14 protein-coding genes are annotated in these 24,019 nt (G+C 35.3%); all 14 read right to left on the reverse strand.

Translation table 11 applies throughout. The annotated features are described in order from the left end of the window. Nucleotides 1-242: 242 nt before the first annotated feature. The 14 genes from CWS20_RS13310 to glmS all read right to left on the reverse strand — a co-directional run bounded on the left by CWS20_RS13310 (nt 243) and on the right by glmS (nt 23,995). Nucleotides 243-1,097, reverse strand: coding sequence for a malate synthase (locus tag CWS20_RS13310; RefSeq protein ID WP_066193372.1), 855 nt, complete (start codon nt 1,095-1,097; stop codon nt 243-245). Nucleotides 1,098-1,787: 690 nt separating this feature from the next. After that, complete coding sequence (rlmD, locus tag CWS20_RS13315) at nt 1,788-3,158, reverse strand: 23S rRNA (uracil(1939)-C(5))-methyltransferase RlmD (protein WP_066193370.1); 1,371 nt, start codon at nt 3,156-3,158, stop codon at nt 1,788-1,790. Nucleotides 3,159-3,410: 252 nt separating this feature from the next. Further along, entirely contained in the window at nt 3,411-4,325 is a 915-nt protein-coding gene (locus tag CWS20_RS13320) for a diacylglycerol kinase (protein WP_066193368.1), read from the reverse strand. Between the two features lie 238 nt (nt 4,326-4,563). Further along, entirely contained in the window at nt 4,564-4,908 is a 345-nt protein-coding gene (locus CWS20_RS13325) for a hypothetical protein (protein ID WP_101226321.1), read from the reverse strand. 134 nt (nt 4,909-5,042) lie between these two features. Next, complete coding sequence (locus tag CWS20_RS28015; protein WP_157090502.1) at nt 5,043-5,195, reverse strand: hypothetical protein; 153 nt, start codon at nt 5,193-5,195, stop codon at nt 5,043-5,045. A gap of 53 nt (nt 5,196-5,248) precedes the next feature. Continuing rightward, nucleotides 5,249-6,445 carry an ABC transporter permease gene (locus tag CWS20_RS13330; protein WP_066193363.1) on the reverse strand — a complete coding sequence of 399 codons (1,197 nt, stop codon included), beginning with the start codon at nt 6,443-6,445 and terminating at the stop codon, nt 5,249-5,251. A 2-nt stretch (nt 6,446-6,447) separates the two neighbouring features. Next, nucleotides 6,448-7,134: an ABC transporter ATP-binding protein gene (locus CWS20_RS13335; protein ID WP_066193361.1), complete on the reverse strand. Its 687-nt coding sequence runs from the start codon at nt 7,132-7,134 to the stop codon at nt 6,448-6,450. Then, nucleotides 7,131-8,255, reverse strand: a complete 1,125-nt coding sequence (locus CWS20_RS13340; protein WP_066193359.1) for an efflux RND transporter periplasmic adaptor subunit — start codon at nt 8,253-8,255, stop codon at nt 7,131-7,133. Before CWS20_RS13340 ends, CWS20_RS13335 begins: the two co-directional genes overlap by 4 nt. Before the next feature lie 5 nt (nt 8,256-8,260). Next, nucleotides 8,261-8,908 (reverse strand): YknW family membrane protein, encoded by a 648-nt coding sequence (gene yknW, locus CWS20_RS13345; protein ID WP_066193357.1) that lies wholly within the window; start codon nt 8,906-8,908, stop codon nt 8,261-8,263. A 619-nt stretch (nt 8,909-9,527) separates the two neighbouring features. Then, nucleotides 9,528-12,728, reverse strand: coding sequence for a carbamoyl-phosphate synthase (glutamine-hydrolyzing) large subunit (carB, locus tag CWS20_RS13350; RefSeq protein ID WP_066193355.1), 3,201 nt, complete (start codon nt 12,726-12,728; stop codon nt 9,528-9,530). After that, on the reverse strand, nt 12,715-13,821 hold the full coding sequence (gene carA / locus CWS20_RS13355) for a glutamine-hydrolyzing carbamoyl-phosphate synthase small subunit (protein ID WP_066193353.1): 1,107 nt from the start codon (nt 13,819-13,821) through the stop codon (nt 12,715-12,717). The genes carB and carA overlap by 14 nt, the downstream gene beginning before the upstream one ends. Nucleotides 13,822-13,918: 97 nt before the next feature. Then, nucleotides 13,919-22,087 carry a non-ribosomal peptide synthetase gene (locus CWS20_RS13360; RefSeq protein WP_066193350.1) on the reverse strand — a complete coding sequence of 2,723 codons (8,169 nt, stop codon included), beginning with the start codon at nt 22,085-22,087 and terminating at the stop codon, nt 13,919-13,921. Beyond that, nucleotides 22,081-23,544 (reverse strand): methylaspartate mutase subunit E, encoded by a 1,464-nt coding sequence (locus tag CWS20_RS13365; RefSeq protein ID WP_066193348.1) that lies wholly within the window; start codon nt 23,542-23,544, stop codon nt 22,081-22,083. The genes CWS20_RS13360 and CWS20_RS13365 overlap by 7 nt, the downstream gene beginning before the upstream one ends. Beyond that, on the reverse strand, nt 23,516-23,995 hold the full coding sequence (glmS, locus tag CWS20_RS13370) for a methylaspartate mutase subunit S (RefSeq protein WP_066193346.1): 480 nt from the start codon (nt 23,993-23,995) through the stop codon (nt 23,516-23,518). The genes CWS20_RS13365 and glmS overlap by 29 nt, the downstream gene beginning before the upstream one ends. Between the last annotated feature and the right edge of the window lie 24 nt (nt 23,996-24,019).

The raw sequence follows: 24,019 nt of genomic DNA on the forward strand, positions 1-24,019 counted from the left end.
TTATCGGGAACCTGCTTCTTCTTTTAAAATCATCTGCACTACTGCTTCCACTTGTCCAGATTGTATGTGGCAACACAATATGAAATGCTGTTAAGTTTTTCATTTAATGCTTTTATTACTAAATAGTGCGAATGCTATAGATTCGGATGTTATTGTCCTTTAACACGTATTTTATATTTATCTCTATTTATTCTCATCTGAAAACAAAATCAGTGTCATTCTTATTATCTCTGGGCGAACGTCTATATACGCATTAATGCGCCATTAGGCTTTGGTAACTCTTGCTCTGTTATCTGATTCATTTTACAAAAATGTTCAAAAAATTGTTGTGCCAGCTCTCGTTCCTTTGGGTCACTTTTCAACGAAACTATATCATGCAAGATTTGAGCCATCCATGAATTATCAAAATAACGGTATTTACCTGTATTCCATGACATTTTTTTGGGGAACTTCTCATTTACATAATATTCCCAGAAAAGCATCTGATCCGACTCCTGTTCTGTAAGTTGGAGTCTGTATTTGGTATGAGCAGGGATATTCCCATCTTCACAAAGCTTACCGACAAAACCTTCATTCACCATATAGACACCTAAGATACGTCTGTCTTTTTCAGGCATGCCGGAATCTATTGCTGTTAACAGGACAGCGCTATTTTGGTGCAAGCGGATGGGTTTGTTTGGCTTCCCCTTGTTATTGCCACTTTTTATTGCGCCTGAAAAAACCTTCCACTCTGAAAAAGAACTATTCTGTTCATCTGTGTCACACCAAAATACCATTTGTGATTCGGGATGAAGTTTATGATTTTTCATAAGTTTTTCATATTCCAAGCGAAGTTCTTGTTTTTTTCGTAGTAGTTTTTTTTCCTCTTCCTTCTTCCATTCTTCCTCCTTTCGTTCCATTTCCTTTTCTTGTATAATTTTTTCAAGTGAAATAGCAGCACTTTTATCATGCAGTTTTAGGTGCTTTCCAAATACGTCAGGAAAAACAAACTTTTTATTTTCCGTTGCGAAAAGTATTTCAATACTAGAATCATTATGTTTCACTATACTACCCATGCCAAAACGCTTGTGTGTAACTTTCTTATTGATTAGATTCATTATTCTAGTCCTCCTTGTAGAATAAAAACTCGGTTACTATTTGATAGTAAATTGATCATATTATTCAACCAACTTACACTTAAGACTCACAAAACTATTTGAATTTTCCTTCAGTTTAAAAAGAATATTAAAAAAACGTATCCATAATTCTATCTGCAAAAAAACACAGCGGAATTCGGAATACGATTAAAAAACAAATGTAAGACTATTGTAACATTTTTTTAAAAAAATTACAAATTAATTATTGACAACACAATTTATTGCGAGGTAAAATAAAGTTTTATTCTCTTCAATTCATGAAATAATTATGAGACAAAGGCCACCAAAAAGTCGCGACACTTCTGAAAAACCCTATAAATAACTTAGTGTTACAAGTAGAAGGCATAAAGAACAAAGGAAGGCATTATTAGTAATCCACAAGAAGCTATTATCTCAATGGAATTGTTTAGAAAAATGTTCTTTACAGCCCCCACTCTACTGTGCGGTCTATGAAAAAGAAGGTGGTTTCGAAGCAATCATCAAAATGGTTCTTATACGTAGGAGCGATGCTCGTCATGGTAAAAAGTCCTGTAGGCTTATACCATTAATGAAGACTTTCTCAAGGAAATGATTCTGTATACTATTCGTTCACTTCTTCAAGAAATAGTAATAAAAAAACGAATTCCGAAATCAGGAATCCGTTCTTAATCATTATACTAACTCCAACCACGCGACAGCTTCACAATGTACAGTCTGCGGAAACATATCCACCGGCTGCACTTCCACTGTCTTATATCCCCCGTCCTCCAGCACACGTAAATCCCGTGCAAGTGTTCCCGGATTACAAGAAACATAAACAACCTTCTTCGGTTTCATATCAATAATCGTCTGCAATAATGCTTCATCGCAGCCTTTGCGCGGTGGGTCGACGACTAGGACATCGGCAGAATTGCCTTGCTCATACCACTTTGGAATGACTTCCTCTGCTTTTCCGACGGCAAAGTCTGCATTGCGAATATCGTTGAGGTCCGCATTGCGCTTCGCATCCTCAATGGCTTCAGGGACGATCTCGACACCGAAGACTTTCTTTGCTTTTTGCGCTAAAAATAATGAAATGGTGCCGATTCCGCAATAAGCATCAATGACTTCTTCTTCGCCAGTTAGGTTAGCGTACTCTAATGCTTTTTCGTACAATACCTTTGTTTGGTCAGGGTTTACCTGATAGAAAGAACGCGCGGAGATGGCGAATTTGATGGCGCCGATATAGTCATAGATGACTTCTTCTCCCCAAAGGACACGGGTTTCTTCACCCATGATGACATTGGTTTTCTTGCTGTTAATATTATGAACGATCGATTTTACGCCTGAGATTTCGGCTGTAATTTCTTCAATGACCTTGTTTTTGTTTGACAGGTCCTTTGTTCTTGTGACTAGGACGATCATGACTTCACCGGTGACGAGTCCGTAGCGGGCCATGATGTGGCGAAGATCTCCTTTATGTCTGCCCTCGTCATAGGCGCGGACGCCATGGCGGCTGCAGATTTCCTTTACTTTTTGGATGACTTCATCGTTTTTTTCCTGCTGGATGAGGCAGGCTTTCATGTCGATGATTTGGTGCGTTCTTTGCTGGTAGAAGCCGCCGATGAGTCCGCCCTCGTGCTCGCCGATTGGGACTTGAGATTTGTTGCGGTAGCGCCATGGGTCCTGCATGCCTAGTGTAGGGTGCACCTTCACATCTTCAAGCTTGCCGATTCGCGTTAGGACTTCGCGCACCTGCTTTTCTTTTGCGAGAAGCTGGCCTTCGTAGCTTAAGTGCTGGAGCTGGCAGCCGCCGCATTCTTTGTAGATTGGGCAGAGCGGTTTGACGCGGTATGGGCTCTCTTCGTATGTTTCAATTAAACGGGCGAAGCCGTAGCCTTTGTTTGCCTTTACGACTTTAATCTTTGCTTTTTCGCCTGGCAGGGCGTTCGGCACAAACAGCGGGTAGCCGTCGACCTTTGCAACGCCGGCCCCTTCGTGTGTGAGGTCTTTGAATTCTACATCTATATAATCGTTTTTGTTTACGGGTAATGTTTGTTTCATTGGTTTCTTCCTTTACTCATGAATTCCGTCCGTTATGCTAGAGAGATTGTATCATAAAATCATCGGGAATACGAAGGCATCGGAAGAAAAGTTGTTTTCATTAGAAAGTTTGGCAACATGAAAGGTGCTCAAATCTAACAAATAAAAACAATATAGTGACGGCTTATCTCGAACCGCCATTCCCCCTATAGTCACCCAAAAAAACATAAAAAAGCACGCCTACAACAAGCGCACTTCTCTACTTAACTCCTATTAATCCGGACGATCTTGCCTCCGAATCTTATCAAATGGCACAAATACGTCCAGGTGTCTGTAAAGGTTGACGAATTCTGCAGGCAGGTTGCCGCCGTATTCACCGTCGAGATTGAGCTGGACTTTTTCTTTTGAATGGACCTTGATGCGATTGGCGTTTGCATAGATGACATGCGGATCGTTTAGGTGCTCACCGCGAAGGGCAAGTGTGACGATGCGAATGAACTCTGCAAGATTGGTCTTCTTCAATATAAATAATGAGAACATGCCATCATTGATCGATGAATCTGGTGCGAGTTTTTCGAAGCCGCCGACTGAGTTTGTTAGACCGACAAGGAAAAGCATCGCTTCCCCTTCGAAAATTTTGCCGTCGAATTCAACGCTGATTTCTGATGATTTGATGGACGGCAGCATTTCGATGCCTTTTAAATAATAGGCGAGCTGGCCGATCAACGTTTTTAGTTTGCTTGGTACTTCGTAGGTGAGCTCAGTGATGCGGCCGCCACCTGCGATGTTAATAAAATATTTATCATTCATGCGCCCGATATCAACTGGAATCATTTCTCCTCTTGCAATAATATCTGCCGCTGCCTCGACATCTCTTGGAATTTGGAGTGCGCGGGCGAAGTCATTCGTTGTTCCAGTCGGAATAATTCCCAGCTTTGGTCGGTAGGACTGTTCTGCCAGGCCATTTACAACTTCATTGATTGTCCCATCCCCACCTGCAGCAACAACAAGGTCGAATCGATTCTCAACAGCTTTTCTCGCTGCAATCGTCGCATCTCCTTCACATGTTGTGGCGTGGCATGATGTTTCATAGCCTGCGCCTTCTAGCTTCTGCAGAACTTCCGCCAAATGCCGTTTAAAGATTTCCCGGCCGGAAGTAGGATTATAAATAATTCGTGCTCTTTTCATTACCCATCATCCTATAATTAAAATTAATACCCCTTTGTCACAGAAAGGAAACTTTCACTAGTACTTTTTTCATATTCTTATGCTGAGATTCTCAGTTTGTTCCATTTTTACATCATAACCTGTCTATGAGGCAGTTAGCAATATTTAGCTATTTCCATACCCTTACCTATTCTATTTAATCTCGACGGATAAGACAAGTTAAATCCGCTGGCAAGTTCACCTTTTCTTAACAAAAAAATTACAGCATCCCAAGCAGACTGCTTAACAAACCAAATGAATTTACGATTAAAAACAGGACAGAAGCGGTTACCCATAAAGCTGCACCTGACAGCTGTCCCACCTTTTGCAGTCCAAAGGCCGTCAGCAGGCAACTCCATATAATAAAGATTTCAGCGATTAACATTTGAAATAGTGCAGCAAAGGGCAGTAGGACCCAGCTATGCAGATCTTTAAGATAATGAAAGAGAACATAATAGCAAATGGTTTGCAGAAAAAAAACAATGCCGCCAATGAACAAAATATGGCTGTTTAAAGAAACGACCTGCTGAAAGGTAGCCTCCTTCTCAGATAATTTTATAATCAAGATATAAATCCCACTTAGTATCAGTATGATTAAAATTGGCAAAGCAACGCCGGTATTGATGATGAGCCCATTGAAAAACAGCATGAAGAAAGTATCATCAGGAGATAGGTGGAACATGACTAATAAGCTTTTAATCAAATCGGTAAAAATAAAAGAAGCTGCGCCAAACTAACTGCATACAATCGCAATGGGAAGCAGCCATACAGGCTGTTGCACCATTCTCCTAAATTGTTATTAGGATTCTCTATCATCCCGAACAAACTTGGCTTGTTTGTTTCAGTCTCCACCTTTTCACCTCCATGTGAAAAGGAAGTGTGAGCACACTCACACTTCCGCTTTGTTATTCATACCGCAGCGATTCAATTGGATCAAGCTTCGAGGCTTTGCTTGCCGGTAAAATGCCAAACACTACGCCAATGAGCATGGAGAACAGCATTCCCCCTAGCACAACCTGCCATGACATAAGAGATGGCCAGCCGGCAAACACGCCAATGAGTACTGTTACGCCCCAGCCAAGGCCAATTCCAATCAGGCCGCCAATTAAAGTCAGTGTGACAGATTCAATCAGAAATTGCGTCAGCACTTGCGCCCTTGTTGCTCCGAGCGCCTTTCTAATGCCAATTTCTCTCGTCCGCTCAGTGACAGATACGAGCATGATGTTCATGACGCCAATTCCACCGACAAAAAGGGAGATGCCGGCAATGCTGCTGATGATGAGCGTCATTACTTTCGTAATTTGGCCGATGCCTTCTGCGATTTCTTCCATATTAATAACCTGATAAGAATCCTCTGTATTGTATCTTTGATTCATTAAGTTTGCCGCTTTTTCCCCGACAATTTGCAGGTCGTCTGCTGATTCTGCCTGCAACGTGACAGTTGAAATATCTCTGCTTCCATAAATCGTAAGCCATGTTTCTGTCGGAATATAAACTTCCAGCGAGCCGAATGAGAAGATGCCTGTCGGCTTTTCAAGCACGCCGATGATTTCAACCGGCTGTGCGCCGCCAATGCGAATGACTTCACCAACAGCAGATTTGTCATCGAACAATTCCTCCTGTAGTGAATAGCTGACAATTGCCACACGCCTTCCTCCAAGAAAATCAGCAGATGAAAAGTTTCTGCCGTCTTCCATCTTCGGCGGATTCAGCTCAAAGTAAGCTGAATTTACACCCATGAGCGTGCTCTCCGCTTGTTCATCTAAATAGCTGACAGAGCCAAATTCAAGGCTGGAAGCAACAACTCTTTTCACCTCTGGAATTTGTTCAATTGCGCGAATATCTTCCTGAGAAAAGGCAGATTCATATAACGAATTCGGATTTGCCAGCATTTCTTCTTCTGATGGCTGATAAAAAAGATCCATTGTATTACCTGGGCCAGTCAGCTGTGACTTCAGCATCGCCTCGCCGCCCTGTCCGATGGCGACGACAATAATGACTGAGCCGACACCGATAATAATCCCAATCATCGTTAAAATAGATCTCATTTTATGCGCCTTCAGGGAGCTTAGAGCCATTTTCAAGCTTTCAATAAAACTCATTGTTATCGCCCCCTGACTTCATGGGCAGAAGAGACGATGATTCCATCTCTGACAAGAATCGTCCGCTGTGCATATTCGGCGACTTCGGGCTCATGGGTTACGGTGATTACTGTCGCTCCTTCTTCATTCAATTGTCCGAAAAGCTCCATAATCGTTGTGCTTGTTTTCGTATCAAGGGCACCTGTTGGTTCATCGGCAAGAATCAGCTTTGGTTCATTAACGATGGCGCGTGCGATCGCTACACGCTGCTTCTGGCCCCCTGACAATGCGTTCGGCAGCTGCCCCATCCGATCCTCCAGTCCAACCTTGATCAATGCCTTTTCAGCCCGCTCAACCCTTTCCTTCTTCGGTATGCCGCTGTAAATCATCGGCAGCTCAACATTTTTTAATGCCGTTAGCCGCGGCAAAAGATGAAACTGCTGAAAAACAAAACCAATCGATTGATTGCGGACGCGAGCCAAGTCCACCTCTTGATAGTTGGATATGTCCTGACCATCCAGCTTGTAGGTTCCGCTTGTCGGGTGATCAAGGCAGCCAATGATATTCATCAATGTTGATTTCCCTGAACCGGATGGACCCATAATGGCAATGGATTCACCTTGTTCAATCGTTAAATCAATCATCTTCAAAATATCGACCATTTCTTTTCCAATCTGGTATGATTTGACGATTTGTGTTAATTGAATCATTTCGCATTCACTTCCAGGCCGTCTGAAAGCTGTTCTGAAGGATTGGAGATAACTTTATCTTCCTCGGACAGCCCGTCCAAGACTTCCATCTTATTCCCTGTTGCGATGCCAATGGTCACTTCCTGCTTTACACTTTTCCCATCCTTTAATAGGTAAACATATGTATTCGCATCTTCAGTCAGCACCGCTTCAGCAGGTATCGTTAACGCTGTCTTGCGGTTCGTTTCAATCTCAATAATGAGCTGAAAGCCGGCTCTTAAATCAGAAATATCATCAGCAATATCGATTGAAACACCATATTGGGCAGGTCGGACTTCTCCTGGAGTAACCGGCTGGCTATCATCCGGCATCAACCCTACGAGACTAACCTCGCCTTCCCATTCCTTGTCTGGCATAACATCAGATTTTAAGATTGCCTTCATTCCTTCTGATACTTTCAAAGAATCGTATTCTGATAATGTACCTCTTGCCACCATTTCCTCATTGTTGCCGATATGAATAATCGGCGCCTGCTGCTCCATCGGATCGGCTGGCTTCAGTTCATTTACCTTTAGCACTTGTCCGCTTAAAGTACTTTTAATTTCCAAGTCCTTCATGCGCGCTTCAATGTCTTTTTTCTCTAGCAGCAATTGATGTACATCAAGATTAGCCATTCTTTTTTCCAGCGTTTGCTGTTCTCTTTCCGGCTCTATTTGTTTCTTTGCTTCCTTATCTCCCAGCTGCTCACGAAGTTCTTTTTCTTGTTCATTCAGATTATTGAGACTCTTTTCCACCTGATTGATCCGCAAATAGCCAGATTCGATTTGCAGATTGATTCTTTCTAGTTCCATAGATATGCTGTGGTCATTATATTTTGCAAGAACGGTGCCTTCCTCTACCGTATCTCCTTCTTCCACCAGCACTTTATCTATTTCTCCCGCGTCCATTGCAGTATAGATCTTCTGTTCATTTTTCAAAGCGAGTGTACCGGGAACCATTAAAGAATCAGTAATTTCCTCTTGTTCCGGCTGTACAGCTGTTACAGAAGGGCCTTTGGCAAATGCCGCGCGATAAACGCTGACACCTGCCATAGCCACAATTAAAACTACAACTCCGATTGTGATCCAAAGCTTTTTGTTCATTTAAATTACACCGCTGGCATAACTAAATTAATAATAATGCCGAGGACGAAGAAGATAACCGCAATTGTCCATGCCACTCCTTTAGACAATCCTGCTACACGATGAAGGCCAATCGCTGTAAGAATGGTTTGCCAAATAGCAAATACTTCAAAGCTATTCCAAACGCTTCCCGGCCCTGCATTTAATAGCCCTGCAACGCTAGTGATAAATACATCTGGATTTCCGCCAATTAATGCAGTAATAATTGAATTAATGATTAACCCGATTGCGCTAATTACTAAAATATACGTATTCATCGAAAACAATTGCTTAAATGTGACATCTGAGCTGGCAATTTTACAGATTAACAAGTAAATAACAGTGGAAATAAGAACGGTGAAAATCGGTGTAAAGACACCAACAATAATCATCGTAATCATGCCAATGATAAGGAAAAGACCAGCTTCCTCCTCCGTTAAATCACCTAGATCAAAATAGCTTGCATCCATAGAAAACGCCAATAATGCCATTCCTGCAGTGAATAATAAAGTAACTAATAATAGCGGTACCCAGATTTTTGGCGTTTGTTTAATCCGGTCAAATTGCTCGGACGGGCTCCAAATCATCCCAAATAAACTTGGTTTTTCTTGCTTAACTGTTTGTTCTGTTTCCATATGTATAACTCTCCTATCTCATTTGATAGTTAAATATACGCATAGTTTTGGGAAAAGTTTCATTAAATTCATAAAAAAAACAAGCATAGGAGATTTCCTATACTTTTTGCTATGCGAAATACCCATATTGATAAATAAAGTCTGTAATTTAAATCGTCTCTCTCTCATTTCAAGCCAATTTTTAATTCCATATCAAAACGAGAGACAATAAAATCAAAAAGCACGAGTATTTACTTCTGTTTCCTGTGGCAGCTTTTTTTGTACCCTATTTATAATGCATCTTCTCGATCCAATGAGGAACACTAATGGCTATGATGAATTAAAAACGTGATACTGAGAAGTTTGATTTTTAGCGATCTAAAAATAAGGTTCAACTATATAAAAACGTTCTTGGACTATTGGAAATCTTGAGCATCCAGGATATGAAGAGGCTGAACGCTTAGATAGTACTACTGTCACAAAATCTACTTCATCACCTGGTACAGAGGTAATCGTAACTTTTAATAAAAGATTTTATCTTTAATTTTTGATGTTATGATAATTTTAGAAACCCCGCCTTATAGGCAGGGGTGGGATTTTCGATATCTGGTTTTTTCTCCAACATTTGTAAATCATCACCTTAGATAGATATTATATGTTCATCTTTATAAAAGGATGATACGGAAATTTGTTCCGATTCTATAGCGTCCAATGTTATAACTGCGTTCATAAACATCTTAAATGTATCTAAATTAGTAAAAAGTGGAATATCACAATTTACTGCCTTCTTCCGAATTTCAGCATCTAACTTACTCATTCTGGTGTTAATGACCAAACTGATTTCCTTGTTATCCATGAGTTGAAATACATCAGTGGCTTCATTGTAATCAGAAGTGATAATTTTTTTATTTGTTTTTTCTATAGTTTTAAAATAATCATATATAGATTTCGATAGTATAACTGGTATATTTTTCAAACTTAGCATTTCTACAATTTCTTGAACTTTATGATTCATATCATCAATAAGTAATAATGCAAATTTATTTTTATTAAAGTTTAAATTAGCTCCACTGGCTAGAAAGGCTTTTAAAATAGCTGTATCGAAGTCAGAATCATACCCTATTACTTCTCCAGTTGATTTCATTTCCGGACCAAGCATTGGATCAATACTTGTCATCTTTGAGAATGAAAATACTGGAACTTTTAAATAGTTATTTGTATCATTTATGGAATCTCCCTCATAAACTAGTGAATCTAATGCGTAGCCTAATTGGCACTTTGTTGCGAGATCAGCCATATTAACTCCTCTTATTTTACTAATAAACGGAAGGGTTCTGCTTGAACGTAAATTTATTTCTATAATATATAGCCTTTGATTGCTATAGACAGCTTGAATATTAACCAAACCTCTAATTTCTAATTTTCTGGATATTTTCTCTGTTATTGCTAATATTTCCTTTTGAACATTTTCTCCGAGATTTTTAGGTGGGTATATAGATATTGAATCACCTGAATGGACTCCTGAACATTCAATATGTTCCAATATGCCAGGTACAATAACATTTTTACCGTCACATACCGCATCTAATTCAAGTTCAATTCCTTTAACATATTCATCAATATGCAGAGGATTACCTATTGTAAAGTTATATTGATGAATATAGCCCTTGAATTCATCAATATTTTCAATTATTATCATATCACTACCGCCAATAACATATGAAGGTCGGACAATGACAGGGTAACCTATTTTATTAACAGCTTCATACGCTTCGTTAAGGTTGAATACTGTATATCCCTTAGGATGTAAAATATCCAATTCGTATAGAAGGTTTGCAAGTTTACCGCGGTTTTCCCCACATTCAATTGATTCAACTGAAGTACCTAGTACATTGACCCCTCTTTCATTCAACCGTTTAGCTAGATTAATAGCTAATTGTCCTCCAAATTGTACTATAACTCCAATAGGTTTCTCTAATTCAATAATATTCATAATGTCTTCGAGTGTTAATGGTTCAAAATAAAGTTTATTAGATATACTAAAATCTGTAGAAACAGTTTCAGGATTATTATTTATAATGATAGATTCATAACCACAGTCTTTTACCGATTTGATCGAATGTACTGTTGCATAATCAAATTCTATCCCTTGTCCGACTTGTATTGATCCAGATCCAATAATAATAATCTTTTTCCTCTTTGAAGGAGAACTATCGTTATATTGTTCATACGTACTGTAATAATATGGCGTGTATGATTCAAATTCTCCCGCACAAGTGTCAACCATTTTATACACAGGCTTGATATTATGTAACAATCGCATACTCAAAATCTTATCCTCATCAAGATTGCCTATTTTAGCTATTTGGTAATCTGATAGTCCGATTTTCTTTGCTTTAAGTAAATACTCTTTAGTCAATTGGCCTTTTTTTAAACTTATTTCTAGATCAATAATTTTCTTTATCTTATTTAAATAATATTCATTAATCTTTGTGACTTCATATATTTTTTCTGTAGTAATACCTCTTCTAATCGCTTCACCAATCAGAAACACTCTTAAGTTATCGGGATATTTAAGCCTGTTAAATATATCTTTTAAGCTAAAATCACCAATCCCTAACCAATAATCTTCATACTTTTTACTTACAGATCTTACTCCCTTTAAAAAAGCTTCTTCAAAAGTCCGGCCAATAGCCATAATCTCTCCAGTGGCCTTCATTTGTGTACCTAGCAAGTCAGGTTTTATACCAAATTTCTCAGAGGGAAATACCGGAATCTTTACTACTACATAATCTAATACAGGTTCATAGCAAGCAAAAGTATTTTCTGTGATAGGGTTCTTAATTTCGTGAAGACCTTTTCCTACTGCAAGCATGGCAGCAATTTTAGCTATAGGATAGCCAGTTGCTTTTGAGGCCAATGCAGAAGACCTGCTTACTCTTGGATTAACTTCAATAATATAATATTGATTATTTAGTGGGTTAAGAGCAAATTGAATATTACAGCCACCAATTATATTTAAATGGTCAATAATCTTTAGAGCAGAATTACGTAACATTTGATATTCTTTATCCGTTAATGTTTGACATGGTGAAACAACAATAGAATCTCCGGTATGAATGCCTACAGGATCTAAGTTTTCCATATTACAAACGATAACGGACTGTCCATATTTATCTCGCATAACTTCCATCTCTATCTCCTTAAATCCTGCAATGCTTCTTTCTATTAAGCATTGGTTTATAGGAGATAAAGAAAGTCCATTCGCAGCTATTTCTTCAAGTTCAGATAAATTATTACATAAGCCTCCTCCTGTTCCACCAAGAGTGTAAGCCGGTCTTACAATTAATGGGAATCCAAAAATTTCAGCTACATTTCTGCCCTCAGTTATTGAATGCACGGTTTTGCTGTCAGGAACTGGTTCATTAATTTCTAGCATTAGTTGTTTAAAAAGAAACCTATCTTCTCCTCTTTTTATTGATTCCGCTGATACACCTAATAGGGTAACATCAGTTTCTTGAAGAAACCCTTCCTTATCAAGTTCATATGCAATATTCAGTGCTGTTTGTCCTCCTAAAGTGGGTAACAGCGCATCAGGTTTTTCTTTATTTATTATTTTTTTGATATACTCAACATTAAGAGGTTCCATATACACTTCATCTGCAATTACACTATCTGTCATGATTGTAGCAGGATTAGAGTTAGCTAAAATAACATGATATCCCTCTTCTTTAAGTGCCTGGCATGCTTGTGTACCTGAATAATCAAATTCTGCTGCCTGTCCGATTACTATTGGTCCAGATCCTATTACTAATATTTTTTTTGGTTTAGAGAACTTCAAGCTTTTCCCTCCTCCTTTGTTTAAATAAGCCACTAGGATTTTCAAGAAATTGTACAAATAATTCATTCGAATCATTTGGGCCAGGAGCCCCTTCTGGATGATATTGAACAGATACAACCGGATATTTTTTATGCATAATTGCTTCAACAGAACCATCATGTGAAGCAGTTTCAATTATTTCTAGGTTAGTCCTAAGAATACTCGACTTTTTAATTGTATAATTATGATTCTGTGAAGTAATCTTCACCTGATTTGTAAGATTGTTTTTTACAGGGTGATTGGGACCTCTATGTCCAAATTTCATTTTTTCTGTGTCTGCACCACAAGCTAAGGCAATGATTTGATGCCCTAGACATATTCCAAAAATAGGATAGTGAGGGATTAATTCCTTTACTAGGTTAATAACATTGGGAGCATTTTTAGGGTCACCAGGACCATTTGACAGTAATATTTTATCAGGAGACAATTTCCGGATTTCATCAAATGTCGAAAAAGATGGAACAACTGTTATATCAAAATCTCTCTTAATCAATTCATTAAGTATCCCCTTTTTCATACCTAAATCTATTACAACAATTTTTTCCCGTTTTCCTGCGATATTATATTGATTGTTTGTGGTTACTTTACTAATAAAATCCGTCGAGATATTTGCTTCGAGTATTTTGGGAAGGATTTTATCCTTTGAAAGTGTTGTCTTTGTTATCATTGCCCTCATTGTACCTTCTACTCTAATAACCTTCGTTAACTCTCTTGTGTCCACATCATAAATAAATGGAATATTTTCTTTGCTAAGATAATCTGATAATTTTATATGACTTTTATAATGGGAAGGATATTCACATAATTCCTTAACAATAAGGCCATTTACGTGAGGCTTACTCGATTCAAAGTCTTCTTCGTTAATACCATAATTACCTATTAACGGATACGTCATTACTACAAATTGACCATAATATGAAGGGTCGGTTATAATTTCCTGATACCCTGTCATACTTGTACAGAACACAACTTCTCCCATACAATTGTTTTTTCTGCAAATACCTTTACCATAAAATTCGACCCCATTTTCAAGCGTAATCTTTAAGTCATCCAAATAATTCACCCCACATTAATAAAAAATTTGTTATTAATATAAAAAAGAAAGTAAGTAATAGCTAGTTAATAACTGCTATTACTTACAAAAACGGAGTTTACTTTCTGATAGGAACTCTAGCAGCCCTATATATCTTATTATCAGTTTTTTCAATTTCATTATTATTTAGAGTATGCTTTTTAATCAATTGGCTCATTAACTTCAGTGTAGGATTTTCGAACAAACTTATTAGTTTAATATTAGTGTTGTATGCCTCATTTAATTCTATTAATAATTGAATAGCTAATAATGAATGTCCTCCTAATACAAAGAAGTCATCATTTTTAGAAATATCAACATTCGTATGGAGAATTCTTCGCCAAAACTCAGCTACCTGAAGTTCAGTTTCTTCTAAAGGAATGAAGTTCTCACTAAAAACTTCATTCCATTTTACTTCTGGTAGTTGTTTTCTATCTATTTTCCCATTTGCATTAATAGGTAATTCATTTAACAGCATCATTCTGCTTGGTACCATTGCAACTGGAATATTTTCTAGTAAGTATCTTCTGATTTCATACTCATCAACATTCGTATTCTCATGTGTCACAATATAGGATAATAAATATTCTCTATCATTATCATTGACTTTAACCACTACTGAACTTTTAATTGCTGGGTATTGATTTAAGAAATATTCAATTTCATTTAAATCAATCCTAACTCCATTTAACTTAACCTGGAAATCCTTTCTACCCAAATATTCAATAAAGCCATTTGGATGATATCTACCAATATCACCAGTATAATAGACTAAATCGTCATACTCCTGAGATAATGGGTTAATTTTAAAAGTATCATTATATTTGTTAATATACCCATTACTTCTATACTGAGTCTTAATCACAATTTCTCCCGGTTCGTTTATTGCACAGAGAGCATTTTGATCATTAATAATTAATATTTCAGTATTATTTATTGGCTTACCAATTGGAACAATAGATAAGCTTTCTTCATTATTTCCTACCCTATGGAAACATTTAGCTAACGTTGTTTCAGATGGACCATATAAGTTTACAATTTCAGTATCTTTTGAAATGATATTTTTCCATTGTGTAGCTAATTTGTAGCTAAGTGGTTCTCCAGCAAAGAATGTCAGCCTAATATCTAAACTTTTTGCATTAGTGGATGCAATCCATCTTTTTAATAATGAAGGGACTGCATGAATAACGGTGATCTTTTTATTCTTTAACCACTCAATTTCATTGTCATTGGAATTCGGTAAGCAAAGGGTAGCTCCACTTATTAAAGGTAAAAATACATCCCGTAAGTAGACATCAAAAGCAGGATTTGTGAATTGAGCAAATCTATCACTAGATTTAATATCAAACTCATTTTTTTGCCAACTTAAAAAGTGATTTAAACCTTTTTGATTACCTATAATACCTTTTGGCTTACCCGTTGACCCAGATGTAAAATAAACATAAGCTTCGGAGCCCTTTTTCACTAACGGATTTATTAATAGCTCATTTACGCTATCACTCTTAATAGAGGTAGAGATATCTGGTGATAGATACTGTACATTTATTTTATTTCTTTGAGTAGAGGACAATAAATGTTCAAAGTCGATAAATAATTTTGCATTTGCCTCTTCTAAAATATTGTTAATTCTATTGATTGGCGTATCTACATTAATAGGAACAAACACATAACCATTCATTAACATACTTATAATACTAGTTATGTATTTAAAAGAGCTCTTTCCATAAATGGCTATTCTGTCTCCGATAGTTAGATTTAATTCGCGAAATGCTTTTGTAAATTCGTTTGCATATGATAGTACATCCTTATATGTCCATATTCCATTTTTCTCTTCAATGGCAATTGATCTTAAGTTTGCCTCTATGGAGCCTTTTAAGGTACTTAAAAATGTCTCATTAAAGTTTTCATTGTAAAAACTATTATTAGGATGATAACTAAATTTATCTAGATTAATACGACCTATACGATTATTTCTTTGTTCAATTAAAGATTCACATAAAGTATTAAATTGTTGAACAAATGCCTGTATACGGGTTTCATGAATCTTGTTATTTTGAAAAACTATCTTTAACTCAAGAGAATCTCCTTTATCAATAAAATAGAACGTGATAAGGAATTTTGCTTTGGTTTCGTGCAATTTCTTCCTTTCTATTCCTAATTCTATTAATTCATTTGAATTCTGATCATAATTTATATAATTTACTAAAATGTCGAATATAGGATTAGAATTCGTTGTCCTAGAGGGTTGAATTTCTTCTACAATTTTTTCGAAAGAAATATCTTGATTTACAAATAATTCTGTAATTACTTTATTTGTTTGTTCAACCACCTCAGTTATCGTTTGGTCATTTTGTATATACGTTCTTAAAGGTAATGTATTTAAAAATAATCCAATTGCGTTTTCCCACTTTCTTGAACGATCAATAACGGGAGTTCCTAAAATCAAATCATTTTGCCCATTCATTCTATGAAGTAATATATTTAAAGCTGAAACAATTATTGTAAAGTGAGATGCTGCATTCTGATTGCTAATCTCTTGAATATTATTATAGGACTTACTTGAGAATGTAAAATCAATTTGTTTACTAAGGTGATTATGAGCAGTATTATAATCATCGACAGGAAATTTGCTCTTAATTAAATCACCACTTAGCTTCATCTTCCAATAGTCGAGTTGCTTTTTATAGGATGAAGAATGAGTATTAATAATCTGTTCTCTTGCATACTCTGAATAAGCGATTGGGTTCTTATTATTTAATTTATTCCCTAGTTTCAATTGATTGTAATTCCCGAATAATTCATTCTCGAAATATTCTAACGAAAGACCATCAATAACTATATGATGGAAAACTATTAAAAGAAGATGTTCTGTTTCACTAAACTTTAATAGCTTTATTCTATAGGGCATATCTGTCTTTAAGTTAAATGGCTTAGTTAAAATTTCATTTAATATTTTCTTGCTAAATTCATCTTTATCGTAATTTTCATCAACCTGTTCTATCACAAAATCTACTTTTTCTATGTTTTTAACCAACGTGTATGGTTTACCATTGTTTATTCTGAAGTTAGATCTTAATATTTCATTCTCAACTATAATCTTTGTAACACTTTCAATTAATAAATCGATATCTAATTTCCCTTTTATTTTTAATGAATAGGGCATATGGTAGTTATAGTCTTCTGGATGAAGTTGATATAAAAACCATATTCTTTCTTGAGCAAACGACAATGGTTTAAATTTGTTGTCTCCCTTATCTAATGCTTCTTCATTGTTGATAACCCTATTGTCAATCTTAAAAGCCATTTCCCTAATAGTAGGAGTCTCAAATATATCTCTAAGTCGTAACTCAGCATTAAAAGTTTTATTTATTCTCGATATAATTTTGACACCTAGCAAGGAGTGTCCACCAATCTTAAAGAAGTTACTTTCTACACCTACTTCTTCTATAGCTAACATTTCCGACCAGATAGTTGATATCTCTTTTTCTATTTTATTAGTTGGTGGTACATAACCAACATGGCTGAAAAGATTTTCCTTATTTGGTTTAGGTAAAGCTTTATAATCTAATTTCCCATTTTTATTCATTGGAAATCCGTCTAAGTAAACGATATATTGAGGAATCATATAATCAGGAAGTTTTTTACTTAGAAAAGTATATAAACTCTTATTTTCAAAGTAAGAACTCGAAATGATATATCCTACTAGTGTATTTTTGTTATTTGATTTATCAAAATAAACGACTGCATCTTTTATTTCACTAAACTCTTTAAGTGAGCTTTCAATTTCACCCAGCTCTACACGCATACCTCTCACTTTAACTTGTGAATCTTCTCTGCCGGTAAACATTAAATTTCCATCGAAATTTAAATAGCCTTGATCACCTGTACGATAGATTTTCTCTTCTAAATTATATGGATTATTAATGAAGCTTTTATTTGTTTTTTCTAGGTCGTTTAAATAGCCATTTGCTAATCCAATACCACCTATATATAAATCTCCAATAACCCCATAGGGAACAGGTTTCAAGTTTTTATCAAGTACATAGATGTAATTATTATCTATTGGTTTACCTACTGAAATAATTCCGTTGTTATGACCGTCTTGAGCAGTACATTCATAGCAAGTAGAATCAATAGATACCTCAGTAGCTCCCCATGAGTTAAATAACCTGACATCCATTTTCTTGAATAGATCTTTAACTAAAGATGATGATAATGCCTCCCCACTAGAGATAATTGCACGTAAATTCTTTAGCTTTACTATCTCTTCTTCATGAATTAAATCTATGAAAAGTTTTAACATACTCGGGACAAAATGCAGTATCGAAACATTATATTTTATAGAATCTTCAATAATGGCGTGCGGATCTTTATGTTCTTCAGGTTGCATAAGTGCGACTCTTGCTCCTACAATTAATGGCCAAAATATTTCAACTGCTGCATCATCAAAAGATAATGTTGTTTTTTGTAAGACAGTTTCATCCGATTTCAAATTATGATAATTTTGCATCCATAACATTCTATTAATCCAGCCGCTATGATTATTAGCAACACCTTTTGGTTTCCCAGTAGAACCAGAGGTATAGTAAACAGAAACTAGGTCTGTAGGTTTTATCTCAACTTTGCAATCATCAAGTTCTGAAGATATATCTAAGTTTAGTTGTTTAATATCAAGTATGGAGATATTTGTATCGACTGCATCATCTTCCTTACATCCTGATAGTAGTAATAATTTTGCTTTTGAGTCTCCTACTATTTCATTGACCCTTTCTGTTGGCATACTGCTGTCTATCGGTAAATAAGCGCCACCTGCTTTTAAGATGCCAAGTAATCCAATGATCAAATCAAGTGAACGTTCAATTTTAATAGCAACTATATCATTTCGACTAATACCCATGTTCTTCAACAATTTACTTAAGCATGTAGATTTTTTTTCTAGCTCTTCATAGCTAATATTCTTATCACCGAATGTAACAGCTATATTGTGTGGGGTTTTTAATGCCTGCTCCTCAAACAAATTATGCAAACCTACATTTTGGGGAATTCTTTTCGCAGTTCCCTTGTCCAACAGCCGTTCTCTTTCATTTTTATTAAGCGTATTAATCTCACCTATTTTACTGTCCAATGTACTTTTTTGGATACTACTTAGGATTTCAAAAAAGTGATTGGTTAATTGGCAGATCATATCCTTAGTAAAAAGGTCTGTTTTATACTCCCATCTACCAGATAGGGTACTCCCATCTTCATCTAAGAATAATGTAAGATCGTACTTAGATGAATAATTGTTAACTTTTTCAGGTAACCCTTCAATGAAATTTAACTGTTCTTTATTATATTTAGGAGTATTTTGAAGTGCCATCATTATATTAATGATTGGTGTAAGGCTCTGATCGATTCCTTCTCTCACTTCATTAACTATATTTTCAAAAGGTAAATGAGCATTTTTTAAGTTATTTATACTTTGATTTTGAATATGGTAAAGAAGCTCTCTAAATGTTAAATCATCATCAAGTTGTGATCTCCAAGGTAATGTGTTTACAAAAAAACCAAGTACATTCTCGAAATTTCTGCTAGGTCTTCCTGCAACAGGTGCACCAACAATTACATCATTTTGCTTTGTATATTTATAAAGTAAAAGTTGAAACACACTCATTAGTACCATGAATTTGGTTGTACCTGTTTCTTTTGAAATACTGTTTATGATTTCGACTTGCTTTTGAGGGATTGCGAATTTGAAAAAATCACCTTGGAAATTAATATCTGAATTAATCTTATGATTTGCAAATTTAACTTTCTCTAGATTCCCTTTTAATAGATTTGTCCAATATCTTATTAAATCATCTCGATTATGCTCTAAATATTTTTTGTGCCATAAAGTATAATCCTTATATTGAAAAGTATGATTTGCGTCTATTCTATTTTTATTGTCAGTTTGTATCGAATTATAAGTTGTAAATAAATCATCAATGAAAATATTAAAAGACCAATCATCAAATATAATATGATGAAAGTTAAGAAATAATATATATTCGTCAGTACCTACCTTATATAGTTTAATTTCAAATAAGGGGGCTTTAGACAAATCGAACTTTCTTTTTGATTTTTCAATCAAGACAGGATCTAAGGTGGCTGAATTTTTTCCCCAATCAACAAATTGAAATGGCACTTTGTCAAGGTTATCTACAATTTCTTGTAAAGCTGTACCGTCCGACTCAAAAATTCTAGTTCTTAATATCTCATGTTTATCACATAGCAATTTTGTAGCGTCCTGAAGTATACTTGGATCTATTTTACCTTTTAACTTTAGTTTGTATGGAATGTTATATAAATGATTACTGATTTCTAGTTTATCCCAAAACCATAATCTTTTTTGTTGAGAAGAGGCTACTAATCTTTTCTTAAGCGTCTTACTTAACAGGTTAGCTTCATCTTTTTCTTCCTTCTTTTCGATAAACTTAGCAAGCCTTTCAATGGTATTCATCTCAAAAATATCACTTATATTAATATTAATATTGAAAGCTTCTTCAATTTCACCTAATAGTTTTACTGCATTTAAAGAGTTTCCACCGATTTCAAAAAAAGATACATCGATTGCAATGCTATTTATATCTAATATTTCCTGCCAAATTGAATTGATTTTACTCTCAATCTCATTCATCTGAACTACGTTGGAGGTTTCTAAATTTGAAATTTTATAATTGGTTAAATATTGTCTATCCACTTTACCATTTTTATTAAGTGGTAGAGACTCTAGTACCAGGTATTCTTGAGGTAACATATAATTAGGCAATTTCTTTGAAAGTATTTCTTTTACTTCATCTAAATTTCTTTTGCTTCCCTTTTGGAAAACAATTACTGCTCGAAGTATCGTTTCATTATTTTTATTAATTCTTGAAATAACTACGCTGTCTTGTATGGAAATTATCTTATCTATTTGGGCTTGTATTTCATTTAATTCAACTCTAAAACCCCGGATCTTTACTTGGTGATCTACTCTACTTACAAATACTAATTGATTACAATCATCCACTCTTGCTAAATCGCCAGTTTTATATAAAATTGACTCATTATATCCTTCTTGAAAACAGTTAGGTTTATATTTTGAATCTGTTAATGAATCGTTTTTATAATATCCTCGAGTAATCCCCAAACCAGTTATATAAATTTCTCCAACTTTACCTTTTTCTACAGGATACATATCTTCGTCTAATAATAAAATAGCTGAGCGGCCGTAAGGTTGACCTAATGGAATTACACTACCTTTTCGTTCTATATTATCCACATCATTTGCCATTACACCTACAGTTACTTCAGTTGGTCCATAATGGTTAAAAATTTTACAGGTAGAGTTAATTTCTTTGATTTTTTCAACAAGGCTCCACTTTAATTGTTCTCCACCTAAAATTATGTATTCAGGTATAAACATTGATTTATTTTTCCCATATAATAGAGCTTCCATATGTGAAGGCACCAACTTAATACAGTTAATGTCATGCACCCTACAATAACTGCTCAACATAACAGAGTCAGTTATCATACTCTCTGGAATAATATGAAGTGAACCACCTGTTGTTAGCGATGCAAAAATAGGAGTAACAGATAAGTCAGCGGCAATTGTAGTTAATAACGTATAATTTAATGGCTTGTTGATCTCCATATATTGAAGAATTCCTTGGAGATGATTCAAAACATTTTTATGTTCAACCTGAACACCTTTAGGTTCCCCTGTAGTGCCCGATGTAAAAATAGTATAAATCAAATTATTAATCGTATATTCTGTTGATAAGTTACTTTCACCGTATTGATCATAATCTAATTTTTCCAAATTATAAATTTTAATGATAGAATTGTTTTTAAACTTATATTCATTTTTACTATCAGTCATTAAAAATTTAGGGTTTACTTGATTTATGATTTTTGTTAAACGGTCCATAGGTAATGATGGATCTAAAGGTACATAATATCCGCCAGCTTTAATAATACCTATGATTGCTGTAATCATCGCAATTGATTTATCAAAGCATATTGCCACTGGTTCTTCTAAGTTAATTTTTTCTTTTTTTAATAGATTTGCTAGTTGGTTTGCTTTAATGTTTAGGTCATTATACGTTATAGTGTGATTATTAAAGCGAACAGCTATCCTATTTGGATGCTTCATTACATGGTCTTCAAAAGAATCAATAACTGTTTTCGTTAAATCAATTTTTTGGTTACTTGTAAACATAAAATCTTTTTTCTCAATTAACACTTCATCACCTCATGAGATTTTCTCTTAAAAAAACTCCCATTTGAAATCGAAAATATGTCGCTAACTATCATGTCATGATTGGCTTTTCTATTTTCCATTTTTACTCGTTTGTTTATCTTTTCTCTATGAAGATTTTTAATATGAGAGTTGAAGGGTAGGTTTCCAAATTCTAATATCCTGACTGCACCTAAATGATCCCTTATTGGAATAACACTTCCTTGATTATAGATACTTGGAGCAAATGGAATATCCAATACTCCATTTGCAAAGGACTTAATTGTTCCTTGTACAAGGTCTCCATCTCCAGTGTCCAAGACTTTATCTATAATTAGATTTGTTTCTTCATTTATAATTTGGAGCTCATCAGTTACATCAATTTTAATACTTCCAATTTGACTACTTATCATTTTCACCATATGTTCAGAAGTCCTAATTCCATCCATATTTGCTTCCAGGGTAGGTATACCTTCAGCTTCATGTGGTGTTTTTAATATCATTTTATTTGCAGCAGAAAGAACAGCTGTAAGAGATCCTAAATTTATTACTGAATAAGCTGCTGATTCTTCTCGTGGAAAATTGCCCATCCACTGATGGTATACTGTTGAAAGATTTATAGTGTATCCATACTTCTTGAATATATCAGTTGCTAGAGTTCGTAATGAAATCATCGCAGCAATATCTTGGACAATATGTCCAACACTGCCATATCCTAAGCTTAGATTCTTTACACCTTGTTCTGCTGCTAATAGCCCTTCTATAATCGCAATTGCATTTGATATACTTGGCGGCACTAATGTACCTGTTAAAGGCCCAAATGGTTCTCTATTCAATGAAATGCCCATTTCTTCATAAATTCCTACTAACCTATCACAGTATTGCCAATCGTATATACTTTTTTCTAAACTAACATTTTTAGAATAAGGAATATTATAAGAAATACCTCCACCCTCATTAGAAGTCCACCCAGAAGCATGGATAATCTCTGCTAGAAGCCTACCATCTGGCGAACCATGCCTTGCCTGTAATGGTTTTGTGATTGAATTGTTCAATTCCCTACAACCTTTTAAACCATGGTTAACTGCTGGAAAGCCATTTAAGACTGATTTTTTCGTGGTTAAGCTCTCACTTAAACCTTTCTCACTTTTAAGGTATTCATTTTGCCTCGTATAGCTATCAATTGTAACAGGCATTAGATCTGCACCAGCTTTAATAAATCCTTCTAATAAGGTCTTCTGGCCCCGAAGTGTAGCGACCCCACCTCTCGGTTGAAGTAATAATTTGTTATTTCTTTTAGCATTATCTAATACTTTTGAGAAGTATTTATGTTCAGGCAAACTATTTAAATACCTAAAAGATTCATCTAAACTAAGTGATTTACCCGTAGACCAACTTTCTAGTACCTGTTTTCTTGTCTTATAAAATTGATCTTTAGTTAACTTTACGTTTTTGACTTGCATCTTTATTCTCCGTAACCGAAACAGGATGTTTAAATTTCCTCAAAGAAATATCATTATAAATGGAGTCGATTGCCCATTCTAGGTCATCTGATGCACTAAAAACTCTATTGAATCCCATCTTTAGAAATTTTCTTTCTATAACTTCCCATTCACTTTTACCAATACTTAAATTCCCACCAATATAAAGTAATACATTGTTTAAGCCGTTTTTTATGCAATTTGTAGAAAATCCCCTACAATCTAATTCAGCATGACCATATAGTGAAGATACTACAATTGCATCTGCATTTACTTCCTTCGCCGCTTTGATTAAATCTTCTTGTGAACACTGTACACCTAGGTTATGAACTACAAAACCTTTTTCCTTGAATGCGAAGTGTAGCACTTTATTTCCTACTGAGTGACAGTCCTGACCAATCACTCCCATAACAATAGTATTATCAGTATTCATTTATAAGCCTCCCAATATAATGCC

The organism is Cytobacillus horneckiae, assembly GCF_002835735.1.
Taxonomy (GTDB): Bacteria; Bacillota; Bacilli; order Bacillales; family Cytobacillaceae; genus Cytobacillus; species Cytobacillus horneckiae.